General features: G+C 63.5%; 21 protein-coding genes. 9 read left to right on the top strand and 12 right to left on the bottom strand.

The window, feature by feature from the left end; translation table 11 throughout:
- The first annotated feature begins 130 nt into the window (after positions 1–130).
- From LFT43_RS19755 to LFT43_RS19740, 4 genes are all read left to right on the top strand, one after another.
- A complete protein-coding gene (locus LFT43_RS19755; protein WP_395803179.1) occupies positions 131–901 on the top strand; it encodes a GAF and ANTAR domain-containing protein in 771 nt (256 codons plus the stop codon).
- A gap of 238 nt (positions 902–1139) precedes the next feature.
- The gene (locus LFT43_RS19750; RefSeq protein ID WP_395799775.1) at positions 1140–1613 is read left to right on the top strand and encodes a hypothetical protein; all 474 of its coding nucleotides are present in this window, start codon (positions 1140–1142) and stop codon (positions 1611–1613) included.
- A 51-nt stretch (positions 1614–1664) separates the two neighbouring features.
- Complete coding sequence (locus LFT43_RS19745) at positions 1665–2417, top strand: IclR family transcriptional regulator (protein WP_395799773.1); 753 nt, start codon at positions 1665–1667, stop codon at positions 2415–2417.
- A gap of 115 nt (positions 2418–2532) precedes the next feature.
- A complete protein-coding gene (locus LFT43_RS19740; protein WP_395799771.1) occupies positions 2533–3720 on the top strand; it encodes a 4-hydroxybenzoate 3-monooxygenase in 1188 nt (395 codons plus the stop codon).
- A gap of 85 nt (positions 3721–3805) precedes the next feature.
- On the opposite strand, the gene LFT43_RS19735 is transcribed toward LFT43_RS19740, so the two are convergent.
- From LFT43_RS19735 to LFT43_RS19725, 3 genes are read right to left on the bottom strand one after another with little or no spacing between them, the layout of a single operon-like run.
- Positions 3806–4825: an aldose 1-epimerase family protein gene (locus tag LFT43_RS19735; protein ID WP_395799769.1), complete on the bottom strand. Its 1020-nt coding sequence runs from the start codon at positions 4823–4825 to the stop codon at positions 3806–3808.
- Between the two features lie 11 nt (positions 4826–4836).
- Positions 4837–6042 (bottom strand): ROK family protein, encoded by a 1206-nt coding sequence (locus LFT43_RS19730; protein WP_395799767.1) that lies wholly within the window; start codon positions 6040–6042, stop codon positions 4837–4839.
- 10 nt (positions 6043–6052) lie between these two features.
- A complete protein-coding gene (locus LFT43_RS19725; protein WP_395799765.1) occupies positions 6053–7354 on the bottom strand; it encodes an FAD-binding protein in 1302 nt (433 codons plus the stop codon).
- A 166-nt stretch (positions 7355–7520) separates the two neighbouring features.
- Here LFT43_RS19725 and xylA point away from each other — a divergent pair, with 166 nt between their 5' ends.
- The 4 genes from xylA (at position 7521) to LFT43_RS19705 (ending at position 12683) form a co-directional block, all read left to right on the top strand.
- Positions 7521–8711, top strand: coding sequence for a xylose isomerase (gene xylA / locus LFT43_RS19720; RefSeq protein ID WP_395799762.1), 1191 nt, complete (start codon positions 7521–7523; stop codon positions 8709–8711).
- Between the two features lie 19 nt (positions 8712–8730).
- Positions 8731–10233 carry a xylulokinase gene (gene xylB / locus LFT43_RS19715; protein WP_395803177.1) on the top strand — a complete coding sequence of 501 codons (1503 nt, stop codon included), beginning with the start codon at positions 8731–8733 and terminating at the stop codon, positions 10231–10233.
- A complete protein-coding gene (locus LFT43_RS19710) occupies positions 10217–11293 on the top strand; it encodes a Gfo/Idh/MocA family protein (RefSeq protein ID WP_395803175.1) in 1077 nt (358 codons plus the stop codon). Before xylB ends, LFT43_RS19710 begins: the two co-directional genes overlap by 17 nt.
- Before the next feature lie 175 nt (positions 11294–11468).
- On the top strand, positions 11469–12683 hold the full coding sequence (locus tag LFT43_RS19705; RefSeq protein ID WP_395799760.1) for an ROK family protein: 1215 nt from the start codon (positions 11469–11471) through the stop codon (positions 12681–12683).
- Here the strand turns inward: LFT43_RS19705 and LFT43_RS19700 are convergent.
- The 7 genes from LFT43_RS19700 to LFT43_RS19670 are packed head-to-tail and all read right to left on the bottom strand — an operon-like array spanning position 12665 to position 19896.
- A complete protein-coding gene (locus tag LFT43_RS19700; protein ID WP_395799758.1) occupies positions 12665–13786 on the bottom strand; it encodes a Gfo/Idh/MocA family protein in 1122 nt (373 codons plus the stop codon). The genes LFT43_RS19705 and LFT43_RS19700 overlap by 19 nt on opposite strands.
- On the bottom strand, positions 13771–14469 hold the full coding sequence (locus LFT43_RS19695) for a ThuA domain-containing protein (RefSeq protein ID WP_395799756.1): 699 nt from the start codon (positions 14467–14469) through the stop codon (positions 13771–13773). The genes LFT43_RS19700 and LFT43_RS19695 overlap by 16 nt, the downstream gene beginning before the upstream one ends.
- A gap of 41 nt (positions 14470–14510) precedes the next feature.
- Positions 14511–15515, bottom strand: coding sequence for a sugar phosphate isomerase/epimerase family protein (locus tag LFT43_RS19690; RefSeq protein ID WP_395799754.1), 1005 nt, complete (start codon positions 15513–15515; stop codon positions 14511–14513).
- A 12-nt stretch (positions 15516–15527) separates the two neighbouring features.
- Positions 15528–16721, bottom strand: a complete 1194-nt coding sequence (locus tag LFT43_RS19685) for a Gfo/Idh/MocA family protein (RefSeq protein WP_395799752.1) — start codon at positions 16719–16721, stop codon at positions 15528–15530.
- Positions 16722–16756: 35 nt separating this feature from the next.
- A complete protein-coding gene (locus LFT43_RS19680) occupies positions 16757–17671 on the bottom strand; it encodes a carbohydrate ABC transporter permease (RefSeq protein WP_395799750.1) in 915 nt (304 codons plus the stop codon).
- Positions 17671–18573, bottom strand: coding sequence for a carbohydrate ABC transporter permease (locus LFT43_RS19675; protein ID WP_395799748.1), 903 nt, complete (start codon positions 18571–18573; stop codon positions 17671–17673). The genes LFT43_RS19680 and LFT43_RS19675 overlap by 1 nt, the downstream gene beginning before the upstream one ends.
- Before the next feature lie 3 nt (positions 18574–18576).
- Positions 18577–19896: an extracellular solute-binding protein gene (locus tag LFT43_RS19670; RefSeq protein ID WP_395799745.1), complete on the bottom strand. Its 1320-nt coding sequence runs from the start codon at positions 19894–19896 to the stop codon at positions 18577–18579.
- 291 nt (positions 19897–20187) lie between these two features.
- On the opposite strand from LFT43_RS19670, the gene LFT43_RS19665 reads away from it, so the two are divergent.
- Positions 20188–21222, top strand: a complete 1035-nt coding sequence (locus LFT43_RS19665; RefSeq protein WP_395799743.1) for a LacI family DNA-binding transcriptional regulator — start codon at positions 20188–20190, stop codon at positions 21220–21222.
- Between the two features lie 59 nt (positions 21223–21281).
- Here LFT43_RS19665 and LFT43_RS19660 read toward each other — a convergent pair whose 3' ends face one another.
- Positions 21282–22700 carry an amino acid permease gene (locus LFT43_RS19660; RefSeq protein WP_395799741.1) on the bottom strand — a complete coding sequence of 473 codons (1419 nt, stop codon included), beginning with the start codon at positions 22698–22700 and terminating at the stop codon, positions 21282–21284.
- Positions 22701–22951: 251 nt separating this feature from the next.
- The gene (locus LFT43_RS19655) at positions 22952–24928 is read right to left on the bottom strand and encodes an amino acid transporter (RefSeq protein WP_395799739.1); all 1977 of its coding nucleotides are present in this window, start codon (positions 24926–24928) and stop codon (positions 22952–22954) included.
- Positions 24929–24997 lie beyond the last annotated feature (69 nt).

The raw sequence follows: 24997 nt of genomic DNA, 5'->3' as shown, positions 1-24997 counted from the left end.
AGGAAGTTCCCTTCGAAAACGAACCCGCTTTCAGTTAGGCGTATCCCAATGGGCCGCCGTGTGGGACCTTGTATGAGGGGCTTATTATTTCCACATGCCCCCATCAGCATATTCACCTGGAGAACGCGCCATGCTCCCTGCAGATTCCGCCCCAACCACCATTGACCAAATCCAGAACCTGATCCTGGAAAGTGCCGATTTCGAGGATTTCCTCAACGAATTGGCACGGTTTTCTGCCCACCAGATGGCGGGGGACGGCGACGATGCGCTTTGCGGGATCACACTATTGCGCCAGCGCAAGGCGGTCACGATTGGGTGGAGCAGTGATGTGGCCCGCGAGGTGGACGAGATCCAGTATTCGTTGGCTCAAGGACCATGTTTGACGGCTGCCAAGGAGGAACGGGAAGTCCACGTTCCGGATCTCCTTGAGGAAGACCGATGGGGCCCCGATTATGCGAGTGCCGTTGCGTCGTACGGCCTGAGATCGGTGCTCTCCCTGCCTTTCAACCTTGAGGGCGAGGCCAAGGCCGCCATCAACCTATACTCCGAGGCCCCGTACAAGTTCGACGAAAGGGCCGCGGCCCGGGCCCGGGAGTACACCCGCGAGGTATCGCAGGCCTTGCGTCTTGCCGTCAGGTTCGCACTCCACGCGGATAGTGCCAAGAATCTCCGGGCGGCAATGGAGTCCCGCACGATCATCGACGTCGCCGTGGGAGTTGTCATGGCACAGAGCCGCTGCAGCCAAGAGGACGCTGTCCGGATCCTGACAGAGGCCTCGAGCAATCGCAACGTGAAATTGCGCGATATCGCCAAGTCCTTGGTGGATTCCGTTGACGGATCGGGCACCGTGACCCACTTCGAAGAGCCGGTCCAGGAGCCGGGCCGAAGCCGGGCCGGGTGAGTCCGGCCCGCTGAGACGTCAATGCGGCGAGTTGTGCGACGAGGTGCCAGAGGATACTCTTCTTGAGGTTGAGCCGTCGGCCATAGAAACCCCCTTTATTGGAGTACCTATGGACCGCAGATTGCACGCCCTCGTAAAATTCGATGTCTCCACTGATGCAGTTCAGATAGACGTGCGGGGGAGCCTCAACGAGGATTCCCGCCCCGCGCTCGTTCACATCGTTCGTCGGATTCGGCGAATGGGCATCACTTCCCACATCAGAGTGGACTTTTCCCGAGCTGCCCTTGTGGAATCGCAGGCCTTGGCGGGACTCCGTAACGACCTCAACGCGTTCGACGGCGGCGCCACGGAAGTAGGACTCGCCATCGGATCCGGAGTTTCGCTGGAATTCATGGATCGGCCCGCCACCCTTCCCACTGAGACCGCTGCGCGGTCGAAAGTTGTCGAGATCACCGGCGAGTTCGCCGCCTCGATCGACGCAGAGGGATTCCAGCCGCTGGACAAGTACTCCGACGACGAACTTCTCGCCGCTAGCGATTTCGCTTTTGGCCTGCTGGACCAGCCCACTACTTATGCCGGCCCGGAGTTGCTGGCGCAATACGACGCGATTGGCATGGAAATCTCGCGACGGAAAAGCCAGGATGCCAAGGCGGATCGCCGCGAGCAAACCCTCACGGAAAGCGAACCCGCCGGTCCCGCCGAACCCGTATAAGCTGGATCGCATCACCATTCAATGGAATCCGCAGGAGGTGGGAAGCGCCCCGTGGCCAACTCCGCGTCCGGCGATTCCGTGGTGGACCGCATCGTCCGGATCATCGAAGCTTTCCCGGAAGGCTCGACGTCCCTGCAGCTTTCCGAACTCGCGGACACCGCCCGCTTGCCGCTCACAACCGCCCATCGCTTGGTCCGGCAACTCGCCGATCACGGGCTCCTGGAACTGGCCTCTGGCGGGAATGTCCGGCTGGGCCTGCGGCTATGGGAACTCGTCAACCGCAATTCACCCACCCTGGCTCTCCGACAAGCCGCGTTGCCGTTCATGGAGGACATCCAGCAGGTCCTGAACCAGAACGTGAACCTCGCAGTGCTGGACGGCTGGGAGGCGTTGTTCGTTGAGCGGCTGTCCCGCCGGGGATCCGTGGCCAACCGTGCCCGTGTGGCAGGCCGCATGCCCGTTCACATCTCATCGGCCGGACTCGCGCTGATGGCGAACCAGCCGCGTGGGCGGCTGGCTGACTACCTCACGCAGTTCAGTGACCCTGCCGGAAAGGTGACGGCCGACGTCGTCCGTCGCCTTTTAGCCGAAACCGCCCAGCAGGGGTACGCGCAGCTCGCCGGCGTGGTGGATCCGGACACCTGGGGCATCGCGGTGCCGGTCATGGACGGTAAGCGGCGCACTGTGGCTGCGCTCGGCGTCGTGGTCCCGCTTGCTGAGATGCGACTCCAGGCGCTGGTGCCCGCGCTGCAGACCGCGGCTCGCGGCATCGGGCGGCAACTCGGGGAGCAGCGGAAGGTTTAGCGAATTTCCGTTGAACGGAATTTTCCTAACGCCGACCATGCGGTGGGGGTCACACTGATCAGCAGAACCCACCGCAGCCCTCCAGCAGCGGTTCCGCAATGAAGCGAGGAACACCATGGCACGCAAGATCATCACCACCCAAGTGGCCATCATGGGCGCAGGCCCGGCCGGCCTCATGCTCTCCCACCTGCTGGCAAAATCGGGGATCGAATCAACGGTCATCGAGGTCCGCAGCCACCAGCAGATCGCCGAAACAGTCCGTGCGGGCATCCTGGAACACGGCTCCGTGAACCTGCTCGTCGAGAGCGGCGCTTCCGACCGCGTACTCCGCGACGGCGATCGGCACGACGGTATCGAACTCCGGTTCAACGGGGAAAGCCACCGCATCGACTTCAAGGAGTTGGTGGGGGAATCGGTCTGGCTATACCCGCAGACCGACGTGTTCCTGGACCTCGCCGCACGGCGAAAGAAGGACGGCGGCGACGTCCGCTACAGTGTCACGGACACCACCATCCACGAGCTCGAAGGCAAGCCCAAGGTCTGGTTCACCGATTCCGAGGGTCAGGAATTCGAGATCCGGGCGGACTTCCTGTTGGGTGCCGACGGATCCCGGAGCCAATGCCGCTTACAGATCCCGGAAGCGAACCGTAAGTGGTATTTCCACGAATACCCCTTCGCCTGGTTCGGAATCCTGGCCCAGGCCCCGCGCAGCTCGGATGAACTGATCTACGCCAATTCCGAGAACGGCTTCGCCCTGATCAGCCAGCGCACGGAGAATGTGCAACGCATGTACTTCCAGTGCGACCCCAAGGAGGACGTGGCCGATTGGGACGACGAGCGCATCTGGTGCGAATTCCGCAAGCGCGTCAACGGAAACGGCTTTGAGCTCAAGGAGGGGCCCGTCCTCGAAAAGGTGGTCCTGCCGTTCCGCAGCTTCGTCCACGCCCCAATGCGACACGGGAACCGGTTCCTCGCCGGCGACGCCGCCCACACCGTCCCGCCAACTGGTGCCAAAGGGCTGAACCTGGCTCTCCACGACGTCAAGGTGCTCTTCGAAGGACTGGAGTCCTTCTACTCGAACGGCTCCAACGCGCTGCTCGAGTCCTACAGCGATCGCGCCCTCGAAAGGGTCTGGAAGGCCCAGCACTTCTCTTACTGGATGACTTCCATGCTGCACGCTGTTCCCGGTTCGGATGAGTTCGGCAGGGCGCGCCAGTTGGGCGAACTCCACTCCGTGGTCTCTTCCCGGCATGCCCGGGCATACTTGGCGGAGTCGTACACGGGATGGCCCGGGGCGAAGTAGCCCCGCGGATCGACGCGCGGCTTGGCGACACCCTGAATGCTTGGCGCGGCGGAAATTCCTTGGCGCGGCGGAAATTCGGGTGTCGTCAGGCCTCCTCCGCGTCAGCCAGCGATTTCCGCGTCGCCTGGTAGCGGATGCCCCAGCTGGCTTCCCAGACTTCGCCAGGTTCCAGCCAGCGCAGTCCTTGGCCGCTGTTGAAGGCATCGGCGGGTGCCGTCATCGGTTCGACGGCGATGGCGGTCACCATGCCGCCGTGGGTGGCGAATTCCGTAGTAGTGAAGGCCTGGACATAGCCGAAGGAGGCATCCATGAACAGTTGCACTTGGCTGCCGTCCGGCGCCTCCAGATAGTGCAGGGAGCTTCCATCGTCCTCGCGGCGGACATCGCCCCAGGCGTCGTCGAGGTCCACGGTGCCAACTACCTGGCCAGCACGGAAATCGTTCCTGGTTCCGGCCACGTCCGTGGTAATTCCGCTTGGGTTCAGGCGTTCGTCCACCTCGATGTGGGTATCGGCGTTGATGTAGAGCGTGAGCTCCTCGGTCGGTACGCTGCCCAGGCGGAGGAAAGGATGCGCGCCCAGCGCGACCGGCGCGGATCGGTGGCCTGTGTTTTCCAGGCGATGGGTGACGATCAGCCCGTCCTCCATGAGCTGATACCGGACTGACGTCGCCAGCTCAAAGGGGTATCCCGGCTGCGGTGAGAGTCCGGCGTCGAGCGTGACGCTGTCCGCGGTGAGCGCACCAACTCCGTACGGGGTGCGCGTCAGCAACCCGTGCAAGGCATTGCCGTTTTCTGGTTCCGTGATGTCGAGTTGCTGGGCACCGCCGTCGTAGCTCCACGTGCCTCCAGCGACCCGGTTCGGCCACGGGACCAGGACCCAGCCGGCGCACCACGGCGGTTGGGCGTCGGCAGGGTAGTCCTGAATGAGCGCCACTCCGTCGACGTCGAGCTCCCGCAAGCTCGCTGCGACTTCCGTCACTACAACGCGCTGGCTGCGACCGCCTATGCTCGCAGTGAGTTCAAAGTGCTCGCCCATGGGCGCTGGTGCACGGTGACGCGGTGCCTGATTGAGCGGTGCCTGATTGAGCGGTGCCTGATTCAGCATGGTCGGCCTGACTAAGGAGTAGGAGTAGGGAAGACGCCCGCAGGATCCGCGAGGAATTGCGTGAAGGCCAGTTCGGCGGCTCCGATCATCATCAGGTCCGAGCCGAGGGCAGCCCGGTAGATCTTCACCTGGCCCGCCGGTCCGTCCATGGCCTGGGACCGGAGCAGGCTGTCCAGCGTCCCGGGAGACAGCGCGTGCAGGACACCAAGGAAGCCATCCAGGACGATCGCTTCCGGGTTGAAAGTGTTCACCGCGTTCCGCAGCGCCAGGCCCAAATACTCGAGCTGGCGCGCCACTTCCGCGGCCACGGCTTCGCTGCTGCTCCCACGAAGCGCTTGCTCGAGTTGGCCCGCATCGCCACCACCCAGCCCGGCGATCTCGAAAAGCGGCGACTGGGACACTTCGGTTTCGAGGCAACCCGTTGCGCCACAGTGGCAAGCCTTGCCGGACGAGCGGACAAAGGTGTGTCCGAGCTCTCCGGCGTAGCCCGATGCTCCGCGAAGCAATTCCCCGTCAGCGATAATTCCGCCGCCGATGCCGCTGGCGCCTCCGTTGAGGTAGACCAGGTTCTTCTGCCCCGCACCCGCGCCGAAGAGGAGCTCACCTTCCGCGCCCAGCGATGCGTCGTTCGCCGCGTGGCATGGGTATCCGGTGGCCTCGCCGAGCATTGCGGCCACAGGCTCATTGCGCCAGCCCAGGTGCGGCGCGTGCCGCACCACGCCGTCGTCGCGGTTGACGAGCCCAGGCACGGCGATCCCCACACCCATGACCCGATACGAAGTGTCGAGTTCGGACCGCATCCCGGCGATCACGGCGGCCGCAATATTCACGGCTTCCTTGGCCGTCGGGATCCGCTCGGTGTCGAAACGGATCTTTTTCTGTACCTTCCCACCGAGGCCTACAAGACCGATGGTGACAGCGTCGATCTCCGGGTTGACCGCAAGGGCAGCTATGGATGGCCGCGGATGAACGATGGGGCTGGGCCTGCCCACTTGGGATTCACCCGAGGGCGCCGTCTCATACACCACTTCCAGGTTCACGAGTTGCCCTATAAGCGCCCCTACCGTGGACCGGTTCAGGCCGGTGCGTTTGGTCAGCTGGGCGCGGCTGAGCACGCCGTTGTGATGGACCAGGGATGTCAGCAGGGCCAGGTTGTTTCGCCGCGACGGATCGGACTCGCTGGCGGTGATGGGATTTCGGGTGGGGGAGGGCATCATCGCGACAATATCAGCTCCCAAACACCGTGCGGTCCAGGAAGGCATTGCGGAACTTCCCGGACGGGTCCAGGCGGCCCGCCAGAGTGATGAAGTCGCCGAAGCGGGGGTACAAGGGCGCGACGGCGGCAGCACCGGCGTCGAACAGCTTGCCCCAGTGCGGCCTCGCGGCGAACGGGGCCAGTTCCCTTTCCAGCAGCGGCAGAATGGCCTCGACCGCCGGCTGGTCCTGGCGCCAGGTGAAGTGCAAACCGATGCCGTCGCGGCCGTAGTTGGCACTCAGCCAGAGTTGGTCCGCAGCCACCGTGCGGATTTCGCCAATCAGGAGCAGCGGAGTCACGACGTTGGAAAGCCGGCGCATGGTGCGGAGGGCGTCCACGGCGTGCTCCCGGGGGATGAGGTACTCGCTCTGCAGCTCGTCGCCCTGGCTCGGAGTGAATTCCATCCTGAAATGGGCCAGCCTGTCGGACCACGGCCCCGGAATGCCAAGCTGCTGGGTGCAGTTGCTTCCAGACACGCCGGGAAGGGGATGCCGGGCCTCCGTTGCCGGAGTACCGCCGAAGAAATCTGACGTCTCCGGGCCGGGATCGCTGCTGCGCCTCTTGAGCCACGCCTGGCCGACTGTCTCTCCACTCCAGTCGGTGAACAGGCTGACGCTATAGGCGGAGGAGGTTATTCGATCGAAGTTGTCCAGGACGAGATCCCAGTTGAGGTTTTCGAAGACGCTCTGGGCTACGTCGAAGTTTGGCTGGATGTCCAGGGTCAGTTTGGTGACGATGCCGAGTGCGCCGAGTCCCACCACTATGCCGTCGAAATCCTCGTCGCCGCGGCGCACACTGAGAATGCTGCCGTCCGCCGTGACCAGTTCAAGGCCCGCGACGGCGGTGGCCAGGTTGCCGTTGGCGTCCCCGGAGCCGTGCGTGGCGGTGGCGACAGCTCCTGCCACCGAAATGTGGGGGAGCGATGCGAGGTTGTGAAGGGCGAAGCCTTGGCGCTGGAGCTCCGCCGCGAGCGTCCCGTAACGCGTGCCACCGCTCACCGTGACGGTCATGTTCGCCGCATCCACGCTGATGCCCGGATCCAGCCGGTCCAGCACCACGAGTGTGCCGGCCGTGTCTGCGATGGAGTTGAAGGAGTGGCGGGACCCGAGCGCGCGGATCTTCTTGGCGCCTGCCACGAGCCCTTGGAGCTCCTCCACGCTGGCGGGATGGGCGAGCTGCGGTGCCTGGTAGCTGTAGTTTCCTGCCCAGTTGCGTTCCGCCACCAGCTGATCAGTCACGGTTGAATCCTTCGTTAGGGAGCCTTGGGGCCTCATTTGATGTTCACAACAACATAACGGCTGGATGGCCCCACGGCTAGATCTTTGCGAATCTTTCGTTGGTTGGATGAAAAAATCTTGGCGCTTCCACGTGGTTGACATCACAGAGATTCGTAATATGTTGGATAGCGAAACAAATCCACAAAACTACCCGGAGCACTCAATGACGATTCAGCCCACCCGTGAAGACAAGTTTTCGTTCGGCCTTTGGACCGTGGGATGGGAGGCACAGGACCAATTCGGTTCGGCCACCCGCCCGCCGCTGGACACCGTGGAAGCCATCAACCGGCTCAGCGACCTTGGCGCCTACGGCATCACTTTCCACGACAACGACCTGTTCCCCTTCGGTTGCTCAGCCGCCGATCGCCAGCGCGAAATCGACCGTCTGCAAGGAGCGCTCAAGGCCACGGGGATGATCGTTCCCATGGTCACCACCAACCTGTTCAGCCACCCCGTCTTCAAGGACGGCGGTTTCACGAGCAACGACCGCGGCGTCCGCCGCTTCGCCCTGCGCAAGGTGCTGGACAACATCGATCTCGCGGCTGAACTGGGCGCCGAAACCTTCGTCATGTGGGGCGGCCGTGAAGGCAGTGAATACGACGCCGCGAAGGACATCCGCGGCGCGCTGGAGCGCTACCGCGAGGCCGTGAACCTGCTCGGCGACTACGTCACGGACAAGGGCTACAACCTCCGCTTCGCGATCGAACCGAAGCCGAACGAACCCCGCGGCGACATCCTGCTGCCCACCCTGGGCCACGCCCTGGCCTTCATCGAAACGCTTGAGCGCCCGGAGCTCGTGGGCATCAACCCCGAAACAGGCCACGAGCAGATGGCCGGGCTGAACTTTACGCACGGCATCGCCCAGGCTTTGTACCAGGGGAAGCTCTTCCACATCGACCTCAACGGCCAGCGCAGCATCAAGTTCGACCAGGACCTGGTATTCGGCCACGGCGACCTGCAGAACGCCTTCTCCCTGGTGGACCTCCTCGAAAACGGCGGTCCCGACGGCGGCCCCTCCTACCAGGGCCCGCGGCACTTCGACTACAAGCCCAGCCGCACCGAGGACATCGACGGCGTGTGGGACTCGGCGGCCGCGAACATGCAGACTTACTTGCTGCTCAAGGAGCGAGCCAAGGCATTCCGGGCCGACCCCGAAGTCCAGGAAGCCTTGCAAGCATCACGGGTGGCCGAAATCAACGAGCCCACCTTGAATCCGGGCGAAGGCTACGAGCAGTTGCGGGCAGACAAGTCCGCCTATGAGGACTTCGACGCCGATGCATACTTCGGCGGCAAGGGCTTCGGATTCGTGAAGCTCCAGCAGCTCTTCATCGAGCACCTCCTGGGAGCGCGCTGATCCCGTGGCCGCTGCTTCCTTGAACCTTGTTGCCGGGGTTGATTCCTCTACTCAAAGCTGCAAAGTGGTGGTCCTCGACGCGGAAAGCGGTGCGCTCATGCGTTCGGGCCGGGCGGGCCACCCGGACGGAACAGAAGTCCATCCGGACGAGTGGTGGCGGGCTCTTTCTGAAGCGTTCGACGACGCCGGCGGCCTCGCCGACGTCAGCGCGCTGTCGGTCGCGGGCCAGCAGCACGGCATGGTGCTGCTGGACGGCGACGGCAATGTGGTGCGGCCGGCGTTGCTCTGGAACGATACGCGCTCGGCCGGCTCCGCCGAGGACCTCACGGCCGAAGTGGGCGCGGAGGACTTTGCGCGGCGGACCGGGCTGGTGCCGGTGGCTTCGTTCACGATCACGAAGATCCGGTGGGTCAGGGACCACGAACCCGAAAGCATGGCGAGGGTGGCCGCCGTCGCGCTCCCCCATGACTGGCTCACGTGGCGTCTCCGGGGTTACGGCCCGGCGGGCTCCAGTCCGCTGGGGCCGGACCTGGACGCGCTGACCACTGACCGCTCGGACGCCAGCGGCACCGGCTACTGGAGCCCGCTGACCGCACGCTACGACCTGGACCTGTTCAAACTGGCGTTCGGCCAGGATGCACGGGAAGCCTCAAGCGGGAAAAGGACGGCGGCGCCCGGCGTCGTCGTTCTTCCCCGTGTGCTGGGCCCCGGCGAAACCGCAGGCCGCGTGCACCCGGCATGTTTCGGCGGCTCCCGCGCAAGTGATGCTGTTGGTGGCGGAATCCTGCTCGGTGTCGGGGCCGGGGACAATGCCGCCGCGGCCCTGGGACTCGGAGCCAAACCCGGCGACGTCGTGGTCTCCGTGGGTACAAGCGGCACGGTGTTCGCCGTCGACTCCTCACCCGGACATGATGCGAGCGGGACCGTGGCCGGCTTCGCGGATGCGAGCGGGGAGTACCTGCCGATCGCTGTGACGCTGAATGCCGCCCGCGTGCTCAGTTCGGTTGCCACAGTGCTCGACGTCGACTTCGACGAGCTTTCCCGGCTCGCCCTCGAGGCCGAACCTGGTGCGGGAGGTGTGGTGCTGGTGCCGTATTTCGAGGGGGAACGGACACCCAACCTGCCTCATGCGAAGGCCAGTTTCCACGGTCTCAGCATTGCCTCCACTACCCGGCCGAATATCGCCCGGGCAGCCATCGAAGGCATGCTGTGCGGCCTCGCTGGAGGCCTGGATGCGCTGCGTGACCAGGGCGGCCGTGCGGAGCGGTTGCTGCTGATCGGCGGCGCCATACAGAATCCTGCCGTGCAACGGATCGCAGCGCAGGTGTTCGACCTTCCCGTAGTGGTTCCGAGCCCCGGTGAATACGTGGCCCGCGGCGCAGCGGTGCAGGCGGCGTGGGCGCTCGCAGGGCGCCGACCGGACTGGCCCGTGGCTGTGGATGCCACGCCCGAGCCGGATTTCCGGGCTTCCATCGCCCAGAACTACAGGAAGGCCAGTGCCTGCATTGATACCGGAAACTGAACCGCTGCTCGTCAGGACACCGCTTCTTGATTCCGTGAACCAGGACCCTGTGTCTGCATCAGGCAGACCCGTCCGGTGGGGAGTCATTTCCACCGGGCGGATCGCCTCCACCGTCGTCGGTGACCTTGCGCTTCTGCACGACGCCGTTCTGCAGTCCGTCAGTTCCCGGACCCAGGAAAACGCGGAGGCGTTTGCTTCCGAACACGGCTTCCAGAGCGCCTACGGTGACGACGGCGGGCTTCCGGGTTACCAGCGTCTGCTCCAGGACCCCGCGGTGGACGTGGTTTACGTGGCAACGCCGCACACAAGCCATTACGCGGTGGCGAAGGCGGCCCTCGAAGCAGGGAAGCACGTCCTGTGTGAGAAGCCGCTGACCATCAACGCCCGGGAAGCGGACGATTTGGTCCGGCTGGCCTGGGAGAAGCGCCTGTTCTTGATGGAGGCCGTGTGGACCCGATTCCTGCCCAGCGTGCAACGGGCGGCGGAAATCATCGCATCCGGCGAACTCGGTGAGGTCCGGTGGCTGCAAGCGGACCTCGGATTTCCGGCGCCGCGCAATCCAGAATCCCGGCTGTGGAGGCGCGAAGACGGGGGAGGCGCCCTGATGGACGTGGGCGTGTATCCGCTGACCTGGGCGCTGATTAGCCTTGGCCGCCCCGACTCGTTGACGGCCACGGCGCACCTCACCGATTGCGGAGTGGATTCCGAGACCGCGCTGACCCTGTCCTATTCCTCCGGAGCGCGGGTCCAGGCCATGACCTCGTTGACCGCGGCAACACCACAAACGGCGACTGTGTGCGGCACCGAGGGGATGCTGCGCTGCAACGCCCCGCTGTTCAATCCAAGCGAGCTGACCATTACCTCCGGCTCCGGCGAACAACGGGCGGAGAAATTCACCCTGGCCGGCCATGGCTACACGTACCAGTTGCGGGAAGTGATCAGGTGCCTGCAGCAGGGCCTTCTCGAAAGCCCCACCATGCCGCTGGCAGATACGTTGGCCACTATGTCCCTGCTGGATGCGGCGCGTGAGCAGGCCGGAATCAGGTACGCGGCGGATTAGGGGCGAAGGAGTGCCGGTTGCTTGGGTGGTAGCGCCGGCCCGTGCGTTCCGGCGTAGGACCCGCCTCACCGTCGCCGCCATCGCCAGGCCGCATGGCACGGTCCAAATGGCCCGCAGCCCCCGATCCCTGAATGATGATGGAGATCACCTTGTCAATCAGGATCTCGGAGGAATCATGCCCGCCACGCCGTCGCCCGGAAGAGTGGGCGATGTCCGCAGGCAGAACTTGGCTCTCGTGCTCGCCGGGATCCAGGGGCGCGGTGGGGCTACGCGCGCCCAACTTGCCGCTGAAAGCGGTCTGACCAAGGCCTCCGTTTCGAGCCTTGTAGCCGATCTGCTCGAGTCGGGCCTGGTGCGGGAAGCGAGTGTCACCCACGACGGCGAACGCGGACGGCCGGGAACCGGCCTTGTCCTCAACCCTGCGCGCGGCGCGCTTGCCGCGGAAATCAATGTGGACTACCTCGCGGTGGGAGTCCTGGATTTCACAGGGGAACTGACCTTCCACGAAACCGTTGAACGGCATAACCGCGGAAGCAAGCCGGCAGACATCCTGCCGCTTCTCATCGCCATGGCGAAGCGGGCAGCAACAAAGGCCTCGGGCGCCGGCATCGAACTTCTTGGCGGGGAACTGACGGTTCCGGGGTTGGTGGATGCGGAGCGCAACGTGGTGCTGGCCGCCCCGAACTTGGGCTGGACCGACGTCGATCTCTCCGAGGAGCTGCCCACGCTGCTACCGGACGCGCCTTTCGGCGTCTCCCTTTCGAACGAGGCCAACAGTGCCGCGCTCGCGGAACTCTGGTTTGGCCACGGCGCAGATAACGGCAAAAGCGACCGGTTCCGTGACTTCCTGTACGTGTCCGGTGAGGTGGGTGTCGGAGGTGGGCTGGTCATAGATTCCCAGCTGTTCGCCGGTCCGCAAGGCCATGCCGGTGAGATCGGACATGTGGTGGTGAATCCCGACGGTCCGTTGTGCGCCTGCGGTGGCCATGGTTGCCTTGAGACGTTTGCGGGCCAAGACGCTATATATTCCGCTGCGGGAATAGAGCAGGATTCGAACACACGGCACATGGCACATTTGCTTCAGCGGGCTCACGACGGCGATGAGCTCGCGGTTTCAGCGGCGGAACTAGCCGGGCGCTATCTCGGAATCGCGGTGGCCTCCACGGCGCGGGTGGCGAACGTTTCCGCCGTCGTGCTGGGCGGGCATTTCGCGGCACTTGAGCAGTGGATCGCTCCCGCATTGCGCCGGAACCTGGACCACTACGCGCCGGGACTGATCCCGGAAGGGAACGTGGCGTTCTCCGGACTGGGGCGGACGGGGGCCCTCATGGGTGCCGCGGCCACCTCAGTCCGGAGAATATTGGGCAACCCTTACGAGCTGATTCCCTGAATCTCAGCGAACGGTGCCCCCAAAGCGGTCAGTTCCACGAGGTCCGGCCGGGCAACCGTGCTTTCGATCGACACCGCTGAGCCACTGTGGGCGGATGCCAGCACCGATTCCATGATCTCCAGCGCATGGTACGCCAACTGGCCGCCAGCACGCGGTTCGGCCCCGGCAGGGGTGGCCGCAAGGTCGGCAATGCCGAAGCCGCGGCCGGAATCGATGTAGCCGGCCGAGACCGGAAGCGTCTGCCAGGAGTCGACGCCGAGCGTGAAGAGTTCAACGTCGCCGTCAAAGTGGTTCGGGTCAGGAACAACGAGGGACCCTGTGGCACCGTGGACCTCGATGTTGGCAGACTTCGTTTTCACGGCGTCGAAGCTCATCACAAGCGTGGACAGCGCGCCGGACGCATGGAACAGGACCCCGGTCACGTGCGAATCGATGGTCACCGGGATCACTTCGCCCTCGCGCGGTCCGGAACCGATGGTGCGCGAGTTCCGTGTGTGGCTTGCTGCTCCGATGACCGAGACCACCGGGCCCAGCAGCGTGACCAGGGCACTGACGTAGTAGGGGCCCATATCCAGCAGGGGTCCGCCGCCGGGCTGGTAGTAGAAGTCCGGGTTCGGGTGCCAACGCTCATGCCCTGGTGTCACCATGGTCGCCGTGGCTGAGATCGGAGTGCCGATCAAGCCGTCGTCGATCGCCTTGCGGGCGGTCTGGATACCGGTACCCAGCACCGTGTCCGGCGCGCAACCGACCACGACGCGGGCCTCCCGCGCGGCGTCGAGCACTTGCCGTGCCTCGGCGGTCGTCGCAGCGAGCGGCTTCTCCCCATAAACACTCTTGCCGGCGGCGATCGCCCTCAAAGCGATCGGTGCATGCGCGGCCGGAATGGTGAGGTTCAGGACGAGCTCGACGTCGTCCGCCGCCAGGAGCTCGTCGACGGTCACCGCACGGACGCCGTCGTAAGAATCCGCGACCGCTTGCGCGCGTGCGGGATCGAGATCCGCCACGGCCACCAAGTCGATGGCCTCCAGCCGGCGGAAGCTTGTGAGGTACTGGGCGATGATGGCGCCGCAGCCGATGATGCCTACTTTTAACGGCTTGCCCACAGCATGCCCCTTTCAATAATGGTGCGGACATTGCTGTCCTGGAGGATTTCCACGCGGTGGCCCGGGGTGCAGACGAAGATCCTGCCTTCGGCCCACTGCCGGGTCCAGATGGCCGGAGAGGTGACTTCCCGTTTCCACTGGTCCCATTCGCGGACCTTCTGGGTGGTGGTGGCGAGGACGTCGATATAGTCGTCCGAGAGGACCCAGTACTGCTCGGTGACAAGCTCGAAGTCGCTAAGCCCCTGCGTGATGGGATGGCTGGCGGCGGCCGGGAGCATGTTGACGGTGTACGGCACGTAGTTGTCTGACTGCTCGCCGATGCGTTCGTCCGGATGTTTGCCGGGATGGCAGGCGAACTGGCCGCCGATCATGTGCAGGTAGTCCGAGTTGTTCCGATAGGAATCGGCGATGCCGCCGTGCCAGCCGGCGAGTCCGGTGCCGTTTTCGACAGCGGTGCGGAGCCCCTCGAATTCGTCCTTTTCAATCGTGGACATCGTCACGCATTGCACGATCAAGTCCACCCCGTACATATATGCCGAATCGGCATATACCTTGGGGGATTCCTCTACACGGACGTCATAGCCGTTGTCCTTGAGGAACGGGACAAAGAGTTCTGTGGCCTCGAATGGCTGATGGCCATCCCAGCCGCCACGAACCACCAAGGCGGTCTTCTTGTCAGTCATGGTTTCCTTTGCTTGAAAGTACGGCCGGATAAAACGAATGGTCATCGGCTGGCGAATGCCGCGTCGAAGGCGGCGGCCGGCGGGGCGATGGCGGCGAGTTTCCGGACCATGGCCAAGGATTGGGGCGCTCCCACGAGTCGGTCCATACCGGCGTCCTCCCACTCGACACTGGTTGGCCCCTCGTAGCCGATCGCGTTGAGGGTGCGGAAGATCGGCTCCCATTTCACGTCCCCATGGCCCGCGGTGACGAAGTCCCAGCCCCGCCGCGGATCCGCCCAAGGCAAGTGGGATCCGAGCCGGCCATTGCGGCCATTGAGCTGGCGGATAGATTCCTTGACGTGCATATGGAAGATCTTCGGCGCGAAATCCTGGAGGAACATCACCGGATCCAGATCCTGCCAGATGAAGTGGGATGGATCGAAGTTCAGTCCGAAGTTCTCCCTGTGGCCCACTGCTTCCAGGGCACGCTTCGCGGTCCAGTAGTCGTAGGCGATCTCGGAGGGGTGCACTTCCAAGGCGAAACGGACTCCCACCTCGTCGAACACGTCGAGAATCGGGTTCCAGCGGTCCGCGAAATCCTGGTAACCGCGCTCGATCATCAACTCCGAGGCCGGCGGAAACATGGCCACGGCCTTCCAGATGGAGGAGCCTGTGAATCCCGTGACGGTCTTGACGCCGAGGCGTGCCGCGGCCCGTGCCGTCACCTTCATTGCCTCCGCAGCGCGTTGACGCACCCCTTCGGGATCACCATTGCCCCAGACGTCATCGGACAGGATGTCCCGGTGGCGTTCATCGATGGGATCGTCACACACAGCCTGGCCCGTGAGGTGGTTGGCGATCGCGAAGATCTTAAGGCCGTTCTTTTCAAGTATGTCGAGGCGTTCCTGTACGTAGCCGTCGTCGACGGAGGCGCGGTAGGGGTCCAGGTGGTCGCCCCAGCAGGCGATTTCCAGCCCGTCGAAGCCCCACTCGCCCGCGAGCCGGGCGACCTCTTCGAATGGCAGGTCGGCCCACTGGCCGGTGAACAGTGTGATGGGTCGTTTCATCGGGATTCCCTCCTAGACTTTCTGCCAGCGGCTTGACTCTGCGGCGCTGCCTTCAACGGCGGCCAGCACCTTTTGCACTTGCAAGGCATCAGCGAACGACGGCGAGGGCTGCTCGCCCGCCCCGATCGCTGTCACGAGGTCCACCACTTGGTGCGTGAAACCGTGTTCGTATCCGAGGCCATGGCCCGTCGGCCACCAGTTGCCGGCGTAGGGGTGTTCGGGTTCCGTAACGAAGATCCGGCGGAATCCGGCGTCGGGGGCTTCAGCGGCGTCGTAGAAGGACAAGACGTTCATCTCTTCGAAGTCGAACGCGAGGGACGCCTTGGTGCCATTGACCTCGAGACGCATGGCGTTCTTCCGTCCCAACGCGAAGCGCGTCGCCTCGAAAACCCCGACGGCGCCCGCTGAAGTAGCGCCGCCGTCGAACCTTGCGCTGAAAATCGCGGCGTCATCAACGGTGACCGTCCCGCGGGGGGCAGCGGCGCCAGCGTCGCCATGGCCGCCGAGACCCACGAGGTCACCGGCCAGCGGGCGCTCGTGGACGAAGGTTTCCAGGAGGGCGGAGACGCCGGTGATCTGCTGCCCGGCGACCCACTGCGCGGCGTCGATGCTGTGCGCTCCAATGTCGCCCAGGGAGCCTGACCCCGACTTCGACTTGTCCAGCCGCCAGGTCATGGGAGCGTTTTCGTCACTGAGCCAGTCCTGCAGGTACTGCGCCCGCACGTGCCGGATGGTTCCCAGCCGACCCTCTTCGACCATCCGTTTGGCCAGGGCCAACGCTGGCGTGCGACGGTAGCTGAACCCGCACATCGAGAACACTCCGCGTTCCGCCGCGGCTTGCGCGGCGTCCGTCATGCGCTCTGCTTCTGCCACCGAATTGGCCAACGGTTTTTCGCAGAGCACGTGCTTGCCGGCTTCAAGGGCGGCGATCGCGATCTCCGCGTGCGTGTTGCCGGGGGTGCAAATGTCGATCAGGTCGATGTCGTCCCGCTCGAGGAGCCGGCGCCAGTCTGTCTCCACGGATCCCCAGCCGAGCTTGCGCGCGGCGGCCCGGACGCCGTCGTCGTTCCGGCCGGAAAGGGCGGTGAGCTGGGGGTCCAGCGGGAGATCGAAGAACCTCGGAGCTGTCCGCCAGGCGTGGGAGTGGGCGGCGCCCATGAACGCGTAGCCCACCATGCCGACGCGCAAGGGCTTTGCGGTAGTCATTGTGTTTCCTTTCGTGCTATTCGACGTGCGGACAGCTACTTGCTGAATCCGGCGGTCAGTCCGCTGAGCAGTTGGCGGCGGGCCACAACGTAGATCACCAGCAGTGGCAGGGTGGCGAGCACCACGGAAGCCAGCACGGCGGGGATGTTGACGCTGAATTCGCCTTGGAAGGTCCACAAGGACAGCGGAAGCACGCGGGTGGACGGGCTTTGGGTCAGGATCAGCGGGAAGAGGAAGCCGTTCCAGACGCCGAGCGCGTTGTAGATACCGACAGTTACGACGGCGGGACGCGTCATGGGCAGCGCGAGTCGCCACATCATGGCCCAGTCCGAGCAGCCGTCGAGCCGCATGGACTCGAACAACTCGTTGGGGACATCCCGCATGAAGTTGCTCAGGATGAGGACCGAAATGGGAATGGCGAAGGCGATGGACGGGAGGATCAGCGCCAACAAGGTGTCGTAGAGATGCGCCTTGGTGATCATCCAGTAGATGGGGATGATCGTGGCGTGGAGCGGAATCGCCAGGCCCAGGAGGAACGTGTTATTGGTCCAAGCCAGGAAGCGGCCCTTGCCGCGGACAATCGCGTAGGCGGCCATGAACGAGACCAGCAGCGCCGGCACAACGCTGCCCACCGTGACGATCAGGCTGTTGACGAAGTACATCGCGAAGTCGTTCTCGAGCACCAGCTTGTAGTTGTCCAGCGTCGGCTCGCTTGGCGGCAGCATCGGGTTCGAGGTGAAGAAGCCTGCCTGGTTCTTCAGGCTGGTGACCACTACGTAGTAGATAGGAACGATGATGACCGCCAGCCACAGCCAACCGCCCAGGCCGCCCAGATAGTTAGGACGGAAGCGCCGCCCGGGCCCCTTGGCACCTTTTGGTCGGAGGCCATGCTTCTGGCTCGGGGCCGTGCGGGTTGCCGGAGTTACGGGAAGCTGGGTTGTCGAAGCCATCAGGCACCTTCCAATTGGCTTGCGTTGCGGTTCTTGCCACCGAGTCTTTGCAGGATGAGGGCCAGCGCAAGGCCGATCACCACGAGGATGACGCCCAGGGCGCTGGCGGCTCCCATGTCGTTGGCCTTGAAGCCCGTCAAGTACATGTGCAGCGGGAGCAGTCGCGTGGAGTACCCGGGTCCGCCGCCGGTGAGGACAAAGACCAGGTCGAAATAGGCCAGCGAGCCGACCACCATGAGGGTGGAGGACGTGATGATGGTGTACTTCAACTGGGGCAAGGTGATGGCGAAGAACTGCTGCATGCGTCCTGCACCGTCGATTTGCGCCGCTTCGTAGAGCGACGCCGGGATCTGGCGCACGCCGCCTTGGTAGATGAGCGTGTGGAACGGCACGAACTGCCAGGCGATGACGAAGACGACGACGAACAGCACCAGGTCCGAGTTGCCGAGCCAGTCCTGGGCAAGGAACGGAAGGCCCAAGCCCGGGCCGAGGCCGAAGTTCGGGTCCAGCAGGGCCTTGTAGGCGATGGCGACAGCGGCCGAGGAGAGCAGCAGCGGCACGAAGTACAGGACTGCGAGGGCTGCACGGTATTTCTGGGAAGCGGACGTGAACACGCCCAGCAGCAGGCTGATAGGTGCCTGGACGATGAACGAGAAGAACATGATCTTGGCGGTGACCCAAAGCGCATTGCCGGTGACGGGATCCGTCAGGACCGTGGTCCAGCTCGACAAGCCGTCCAGCTTGATTTCGCCCAGCCCGTCCCATTTTGTGAAGCTGAGGAAGAGCACGCCAAGGAGCGGGAGGATGGCGAACAGGAGGAAGAACACGAGGGCTGGTGCGGCCAGCCACCCCGACGGGCCCTTTTCAAGGACCCGTCGGGAAGAACCGGAAGAGAAGGACATGGGTTATTTTCCGATCGTTGCGTTCATGGTTGAGACGAACTGATCGGGGCTGATCTTCTTCAGGAAGATCTGGTCCAGGTTTGCCAGCATGGCGTCTCCCTGTGCCGGGCTGAGGGCCTGGTCCCAGGAGAGGGTGAAGCTCGGGGCGTTCTTGGCCATGCCGTACACGTAGCTCAGGAAGTCCTTGTCCGGCGATGCTGCCAGCTTGCTTTCGATGCCCGTGGTCACGGGAACGGCTCCGGAATCGATCAGGGCCTGGGTGTCCGCGTCGGTGAACATTCCGCTCTTGACGTAGTCGAGCGCAGCCTTCTTCTGGCCGTCCGTGGCCTTGGAGGAGATCGACCAGAAGTTGGAAGGGTTGCCCACTACGTTGGCCGGATCGCCCTTGCCTCCGGAAACGCTTGGGAACGTGATGTAGCCCAGCTTGCCGCTCTTGACGAATTCCGCCGCGTCCTTTTTCATGCCCTGGTAGATCCAGCCGCCCTGCAGGATCATGGCGGCCTTGCCGGTGTAGAGGAGGGCCTGGTCGGCGTTGCTGTCGGCAGCAATGGAGGAGAAGCCGTTGACGAATCCGCCGGCATCAACCAGTTCCTGGATCTTTCCCAGGGCTTCCTTGACGGCGGGATCGGACCACGCGCCGGGCTTGTTCGCGGCGATGTTCGCGAAGACGTCGGGTCCGCCTATGCGCTCAACAAGGTATTCGAGCCACATCAGGTCAGGCCACTTGGATTGGCCACCCAGTGAGAAGGGGGCGATACCGGCTGCTTTGAACTTCGGCACCAGCGCCATCAGCTCATCCCAGGTCTTGGGGGCCTGTGCGCCGATCTTGTCGAAGACTTCCTTGTTGTAATACAGGACGACCGGCTGCACGTTGTTGTTCGGCAGGGCATAGGTCTTGCCGTTGATCACGCCATTCTTGAGCACGGACGGAAGGTAGCGGCTCTTGACGTCCGGGTTTGACGCGATGAAATCGGACATGTCGGCCACCTGGCCGGAGTCGACGTAGGACTTCAGGACTCCGCCGCCCCACCCGTAGATGAAGGTGGGTCCCTGGCCGGCGCCGACGGCGGTGCGGACCTTGGTCTTGTACGCGTCGTTCGCGAAGAAGTCGAGTTTGATGGCCTCATCCGGGTGAGCTTTGTTCCAAGCATCGATGGACTTCTGGAGCACGGGCTGGTTACCACCCGTGAGACCCCACATGGTGGTCGAATCGGCGTTGCCCGCCGAACCTGCCGGTCCGCTGGAACCACAGGCAGCGAGGGAGATTGACACGGCCGCAGCAGTGACGGCGATCGCTGCTGTACGCAACGTGAGTTTTACCATTTGCATTTCCATTCGTCCTCCGGGCTCGACGCTGATCGCCCGGCTATTGGTTTCGGGAGTCCGGCCTTCAGGGATGAGGCTGCACTGCCGCTGACACTGAGTACGCTTTGCGGAATTATCGAAATATTTCGACATTACTTTCGGTCCGTCAGGCAAATTTAGCTGTGGCCTGAGTCATCGTCAAGGACTTTCAGGCATAAAGTTCAACTCTTTTACGAAATGATGATTGACTCTGCTGGCGTTGACGCTCAGACTTGTGTGAGCGAAATATTTCGAAAGAGTAGGGGAGTCATGGCCAGCAATGAACGCCCGGCCAAGTTAACATTGGCCGCGATTGCGCGGGAGGCGGGCGTCTCGATGCCGACCGTCTCGAAGGTAGTCAACGGGCGCGAGGACGTTGCCGCCGGTACGCGCGCCAAGGTTCTGACTGCCTTGGAACGGACGGGGTACAAGTCACCGCTTCAGCGAAAAAACATCGCTGGCCGGCGGCCCGTGGTGGAGGTAGTGCTCGACACCTTGAACTCGGCGTATGGCGTGGAAGTGCTCAATGGCGTGCTGGAGCACGCGGCCGCATCCGACGTCGAAGTCCTCTTGAACATCACGGGCCAGCAAGGTGGGTCGACACTGAGCCCGGAGCAGCGGGCCCAGCGGATCATCGACGAGGGGCGCAGCGGCATGATCGTGGTGACTTCGGCCTTCAGCTCGGCCCAGTTGGATCCATTTCGACGGCGGCACATACCCATCGTTGTCATCGACCCGCTCAACCCGCCCCCAGGTGACGTGGTCAGCGTGGGCGCCAGCAACTGGGCGGGCGGCAAGGCTGCCACGGCCCATTTGCTGGATCTGGGTCACCGGCGGATCGCCTACCTGGGCGGGCCGGAAGCCGCGGAATGCAACCAGGCGCGGCTTCACGGCTACATGGCCGCACTGATGGCGAAGGGTGTGCCAGTCGAAGAGCGCTACATCCTGTCAGGGCCTTTCCGGTCGGAGAACGGTGTGGCGGGAATGAAGACCCTGCTTCAGCTTGAAGAGCGCCCAACTGCGATCTTCGCCGCAAGTGACAGCATCGCTTTGGGGGTGCTCGCCGAGGCGCGTCGGCAAAAGATCCGCATCCCAGAGGACATCAGTGTGGTCGGTTTTGACGGCACCTACCAGGCGGAAGAATCGGTGCCCCCTCTGACGTCCGTGTCCCAGCCGCTGCAGGAGATGGGCCGCGCCGCCTTGCGGTTCGTGTTGCGGCAAATGCGAGGCGATGCGGTGGATTCACGCAGGGTGGAACTCGCCACGCACCTGGTGGTCCGCGAATCCACGGCGCCGCCGGCTTAGACATAGAAGGTTCCTGGGCCGCTCGTCGGCCCAGGAACCTTAATGCGGATCTTAGGGCATTACGGCACCGGCACGCCTGCTGGGGTGACGGCGTCGACCTCCCCGTTCGCCGGGCTGGTGGCCGGGACTGCTACACCCTTGCGGTAGCGCCATAGGCCAATTGCTACCACAACAACGGCCAGGACCACAGAGAGCAGGAGCGATTCCCGGGTTGACTCGAGGATCACCATTCCTATTAGCAGTGCCACGATGCTGATGATCGCAACCCAGGTCAGGTAGGGGAAAAACCACATCTTCAGGCTCAGGCCCTGAGCCGAGGCGCCCATGCGACGGCGCAGGATCAACTGGGAAGCGGAGATGACGAGCCACACGAAGAGGGCAATCGCGCCCGAGGTGTTGACGAGGAACAGGAACACGGTGTCAGGGGCGATGTAGTTCAGGCCCACGGTGATGAAGCCAACCACTGTGGATGCGAGCACTGCCGTGGCCGGGACGCCGCGCTTGGAGATCCTGCCCCATGACTTGGGGGCGTCGCCGCGCTTGGACAGGGAGAAGAGCATGCGGCTGGCGGTGTAGAGCCCGGAGTTCAGGCAAGACAATACGGAGGTGAGGACCACGATGTCCATGATGGTGCCGGCTCCCGGGATGCCGTACAGCTCAATGACGGCCACATAAGGGCTTTTTGCCACACTGGCACTGTTCCAGGGCAGGAGGGTGACCACAATGGCGATCGAGCCGATGTAGAAAACCAGGATGCGCCAGACGGTGGACTTGACGGCTTTCTTGACGGCGCCCACGGGATCGGCAGACTCACCGGCTGCGATGGTGGCGATTTCTGCGCCGAAGAAAGAGAAGACGACTACGAGGATTCCGGCCAAGACAGCGCCGGGCCCGTTCGGCAGAAAACCACCGTTTTCCAGCAAGTTGGCGACACCCGGAGCTGGCACGCCCGGCATGAAGCCAAGGATTGCCGCGAGGCCCGCGAGCAGGAACAGGGCGATCGCGGTGACCTTGATCGAAGCAAACCAGAACTCGAACTCGCCGAAGGACTTTACCGAGCCGAGGTTCGTAAGTGTCAGCAGCATCATGAGCACTAGCGCCCATAGCCACTGATCGACGCCCGGAACCCAGCGGTGCAAGATCGCGGCCCCTGCTGTGGCCTCGATGCCCAGAACGATGATCCAGAACCAGGCATACAGCCATCCGATGCTGAATCCAGCCCAGCGGCCAAGCGCCTTGTCCGCATATGTGGAGAACGAGCCCGTCTCCGGGTTGGCGGCGGCCATTTCACCGAGCATTCGCATTACGAGGATCACCACAAGGCCTGCGGCCATGTACGCCAGCAGGATGCCGGGGCCGGCCTGCTGGATTGCGGCTCCGGAACCCACGAACAACCCCGCGCCAATGACGCCGGCGATGGCGATCATGGACAAGTGCCGTGGTTTTAGGGATTTAGAAAGTTGCTGTTCAGCGTGCATCTAGAGCGCCGTCTTTCAGATTGGGGGGCGGCCGGAGGGTGTGCATTAGGCCAAAATTGTGTGCGTTGAATCACAATTGATTCCCATCTTAAGTCTGATAACAGCGGTATTGGTTGTGCACTCAAACAATCTAGCCGGTCGATAAATGGCAAGTTACACAGTTCGTAGCCGTATTAGAAAACATCTGTTGCTTAAAAAGCAATAAGGAACACTTTCGGCTCGAGCAATGGCCCCGGAGGTGGTTGCCGCGGTCAGCCGACGTGGACCCAAGGGCGTCGGGTGACATCGGGTTCGGCTTCGCGCAGGACTTCCCGGGTTACCGGGGCGATCTCTCCCTCGCCAAGGAACAGGAAGCGCAGGAGATTGATGACCGGGTTGCCTTCGGTCCAGCGGAAATAGATGTGTGGCATGAGGCCTGTCACGTCCCGGATGTGCAGCAGCACTGAGGCGATGGTGTTGGGGACCACGGGTCCGTGGACTTCGAGGATCTGGTGTCCGTGCCGAACCACCCCGCGGACTTCAAGTGCGGTTTCGAAGTCGGAGGAATCGTCCACGATCACTTCCAGGAAGAGCGCCTGGTAGTCGACCGGAATGTGACTGACTTCGATGGCTGAAGAGAGCTTTTCCTCGTAGGCCTCTGCGCTGAGGCGGAGAGGTTCGTGGGCAATGAGCGCAATCGGCCCGCTCAGATTGGTGGACATGAATTCGAGCGCCTGGCGGTCCAGATGGACGTGCGTGGCGTGCAGCTCAAAGGAGCGCCGAATACGGGAGAGCAAGGAGATCACGATGATGCCCACAATGAAGATTGCGGCGATCCGGATGCCCTCGGGACGTTCGAAGATGTTGGCAATTGTGGTGTAAATAAACACCACTGCGATGATGCCGAATCCGACTGTGCGCTTGCGCTGCCTCAAGCGGCGCGCGGAGAGGGTCACAGCCACCGCTGCCGAAGTCATCAGCACCAGCACACCGGTCGCATACGCACCACCCTGGGCGTCGACGTCGGCGTTGAAAAGGAAGGTGATCAGGAACCCGATGAGGGTGAACACCAACACCAGGGGGCGCACCGCCCGGGCCCATCCCGGTGCCATCCCATAGCGTGGAAGATACCGCGGGACCAAGTTCAGCAGCCCGGCCATGGCCGAAGCGCCCGCGAACCAGAGGATCGCAATGGTGCTGATGTCGTACACAGTGCCGAACCCGACGCCGAGATACTCGTGCGCCAAGAATGCCAAGGCGCGGCCGTTGGCCTGGCCCCCGGACTGGAATTCCTGGTCTGGAATCAGCACAACGGTGGTAAAGCTGGTGGCGATCAGGAACGAACTCATGATGACGGCTGCCGTGGTCAACAGCCTGCGGGTTCCCTTGATCCGTCCGGCAGGGTTTTCCTCGGTGTCGGATCCGTAACCCCGGATCTGGGGCATCACGGCGACGCCGGTCTCGAAACCGGACAGGCCCAAGGCGAGTTTGGGGAACACAAGTAGCGCGATGCCGACTACCATAAGCGGGTTCCCATGGGAGGTCGACAGTGCATGCCACCAGTCGCCTACTGCGACCGGATGGGCAAACACCTCCACTAACGTTGCGAACACGACAACGACGTTGAGGCTCAGATAGACAATGACGAGGACGACGGCCACACCGATGGCTTCTTTGAATCCGCGCAGGAAGACGGCGGCCAGCAGAGCCAACAGGAACAGAGTGACCAGGATGTTCTGTCCCTGCAGCCAGCCCGGGGCCAGCGGGTTCTCGATCGCGTGTGCGGTGGCGTCCGCAGCCGAAAGCGTCATTGTAATCATGAAGTCCGTAGCCGCGAATCCGAGGAGGACAAGGACAAGGAGCTTGCCACCCCAGCGCGGTAGCAGGCGTTCCAGCATGGCGATGGATCCCTCGCCGCGGTGGCTTTCCCCGGCCACGCGATGGTAGACAGGCAAAGCGCCGAGCAAGGTGACGGCCACCAAGACGATGGTGGCCAAGGGGGAAATCACCCCGGCGGCCAGGGCTGCGATGGCCGGCTGGTAGCCCAGGGTGGAGAAATAGTCGACGCCGGTGAGGCACATGACCTGCCACCACGAGTGCTTCTTCAGATGGGCATCGCCCACTGCACCGGGGCCTTGGTGCGTTCCTTTGGAGTCCTGCAGTCCGAAAAGCAGCCATGTCCGCAAGGAGGCCATGCCCCCGGGGCGTGGTGCCGAGGGATCAGCCGGCGGCCTGCTCAAGGTAGTCATGGTGTCCTTTCCGCGCGACGCGCAGCACCGCGATCTTTGCTGAAAGTAGCACCGCCCGCCAAGGTTTCA

Origin of the sequence: Arthrobacter sp. FW306-04-A, assembly GCF_044358315.1 — a bacterium.
In the GTDB taxonomy this organism is placed as follows: Bacteria; Actinomycetota; Actinomycetes; order Actinomycetales; family Micrococcaceae; genus Arthrobacter.
The sequence above is the reverse complement of the archived record's forward strand: the minus strand, read 5'-3'. Positions and strand labels throughout refer to the sequence as shown.

Bases quoted from the DNA above. Each gene is read 5' to 3' on its own strand.
- LFT43_RS19665 (WP_395799743.1), top strand. From the start codon at position 20,188: ATGGCCAGCAATGAACGCCCGGCCAAGTTAACATTGGCCGCGATTGCG.
- LFT43_RS19705 (WP_395799760.1), top strand. From the start codon at position 11,469: ATGCCCGCCACGCCGTCGCCCGGAAGAGTGGGCGATGTCCGCAGGCAG.
- LFT43_RS19725 (WP_395799765.1), bottom strand. From the start codon at position 7,354: ATGAGGCCCCAAGGCTCCCTAACGAAGGATTCAACCGTGACTGATCAG.
- LFT43_RS19660 (WP_395799741.1), bottom strand. From the start codon at position 22,700: ATGCACGCTGAACAGCAACTTTCTAAATCCCTAAAACCACGGCACTTG.
- LFT43_RS19690 (WP_395799754.1), bottom strand. From the start codon at position 15,515: ATGAAACGACCCATCACACTGTTCACCGGCCAGTGGGCCGACCTGCCA.
- LFT43_RS19655 (WP_395799739.1), bottom strand. From the start codon at position 24,928: ATGACTACCTTGAGCAGGCCGCCGGCTGATCCCTCGGCACCACGCCCC.
- LFT43_RS19670 (WP_395799745.1), bottom strand. From the start codon at position 19,896: ATGGTAAAACTCACGTTGCGTACAGCAGCGATCGCCGTCACTGCTGCG.
- xylA (WP_395799762.1), top strand. From the start codon at position 7,521: ATGACGATTCAGCCCACCCGTGAAGACAAGTTTTCGTTCGGCCTTTGG.
- LFT43_RS19675 (WP_395799748.1), bottom strand. From the start codon at position 18,573: ATGTCCTTCTCTTCCGGTTCTTCCCGACGGGTCCTTGAAAAGGGCCCG.
- LFT43_RS19685 (WP_395799752.1), bottom strand. From the start codon at position 16,721: ATGACTACCGCAAAGCCCTTGCGCGTCGGCATGGTGGGCTACGCGTTC.
- LFT43_RS19750 (WP_395799775.1), top strand. From the start codon at position 1,140: ATGGGCATCACTTCCCACATCAGAGTGGACTTTTCCCGAGCTGCCCTT.
- LFT43_RS19730 (WP_395799767.1), bottom strand. From the start codon at position 6,042: ATGATGCCCTCCCCCACCCGAAATCCCATCACCGCCAGCGAGTCCGAT.
- LFT43_RS19695 (WP_395799756.1), bottom strand. From the start codon at position 14,469: ATGACTGACAAGAAGACCGCCTTGGTGGTTCGTGGCGGCTGGGATGGC.
- LFT43_RS19740 (WP_395799771.1), top strand. From the start codon at position 2,533: ATGGCACGCAAGATCATCACCACCCAAGTGGCCATCATGGGCGCAGGC.
- LFT43_RS19735 (WP_395799769.1), bottom strand. From the start codon at position 4,825: ATGCTGAATCAGGCACCGCTCAATCAGGCACCGCTCAATCAGGCACCG.
- LFT43_RS19755 (WP_395803179.1), top strand. From the start codon at position 131: ATGCTCCCTGCAGATTCCGCCCCAACCACCATTGACCAAATCCAGAAC.
- LFT43_RS19680 (WP_395799750.1), bottom strand. From the start codon at position 17,671: ATGGCTTCGACAACCCAGCTTCCCGTAACTCCGGCAACCCGCACGGCC.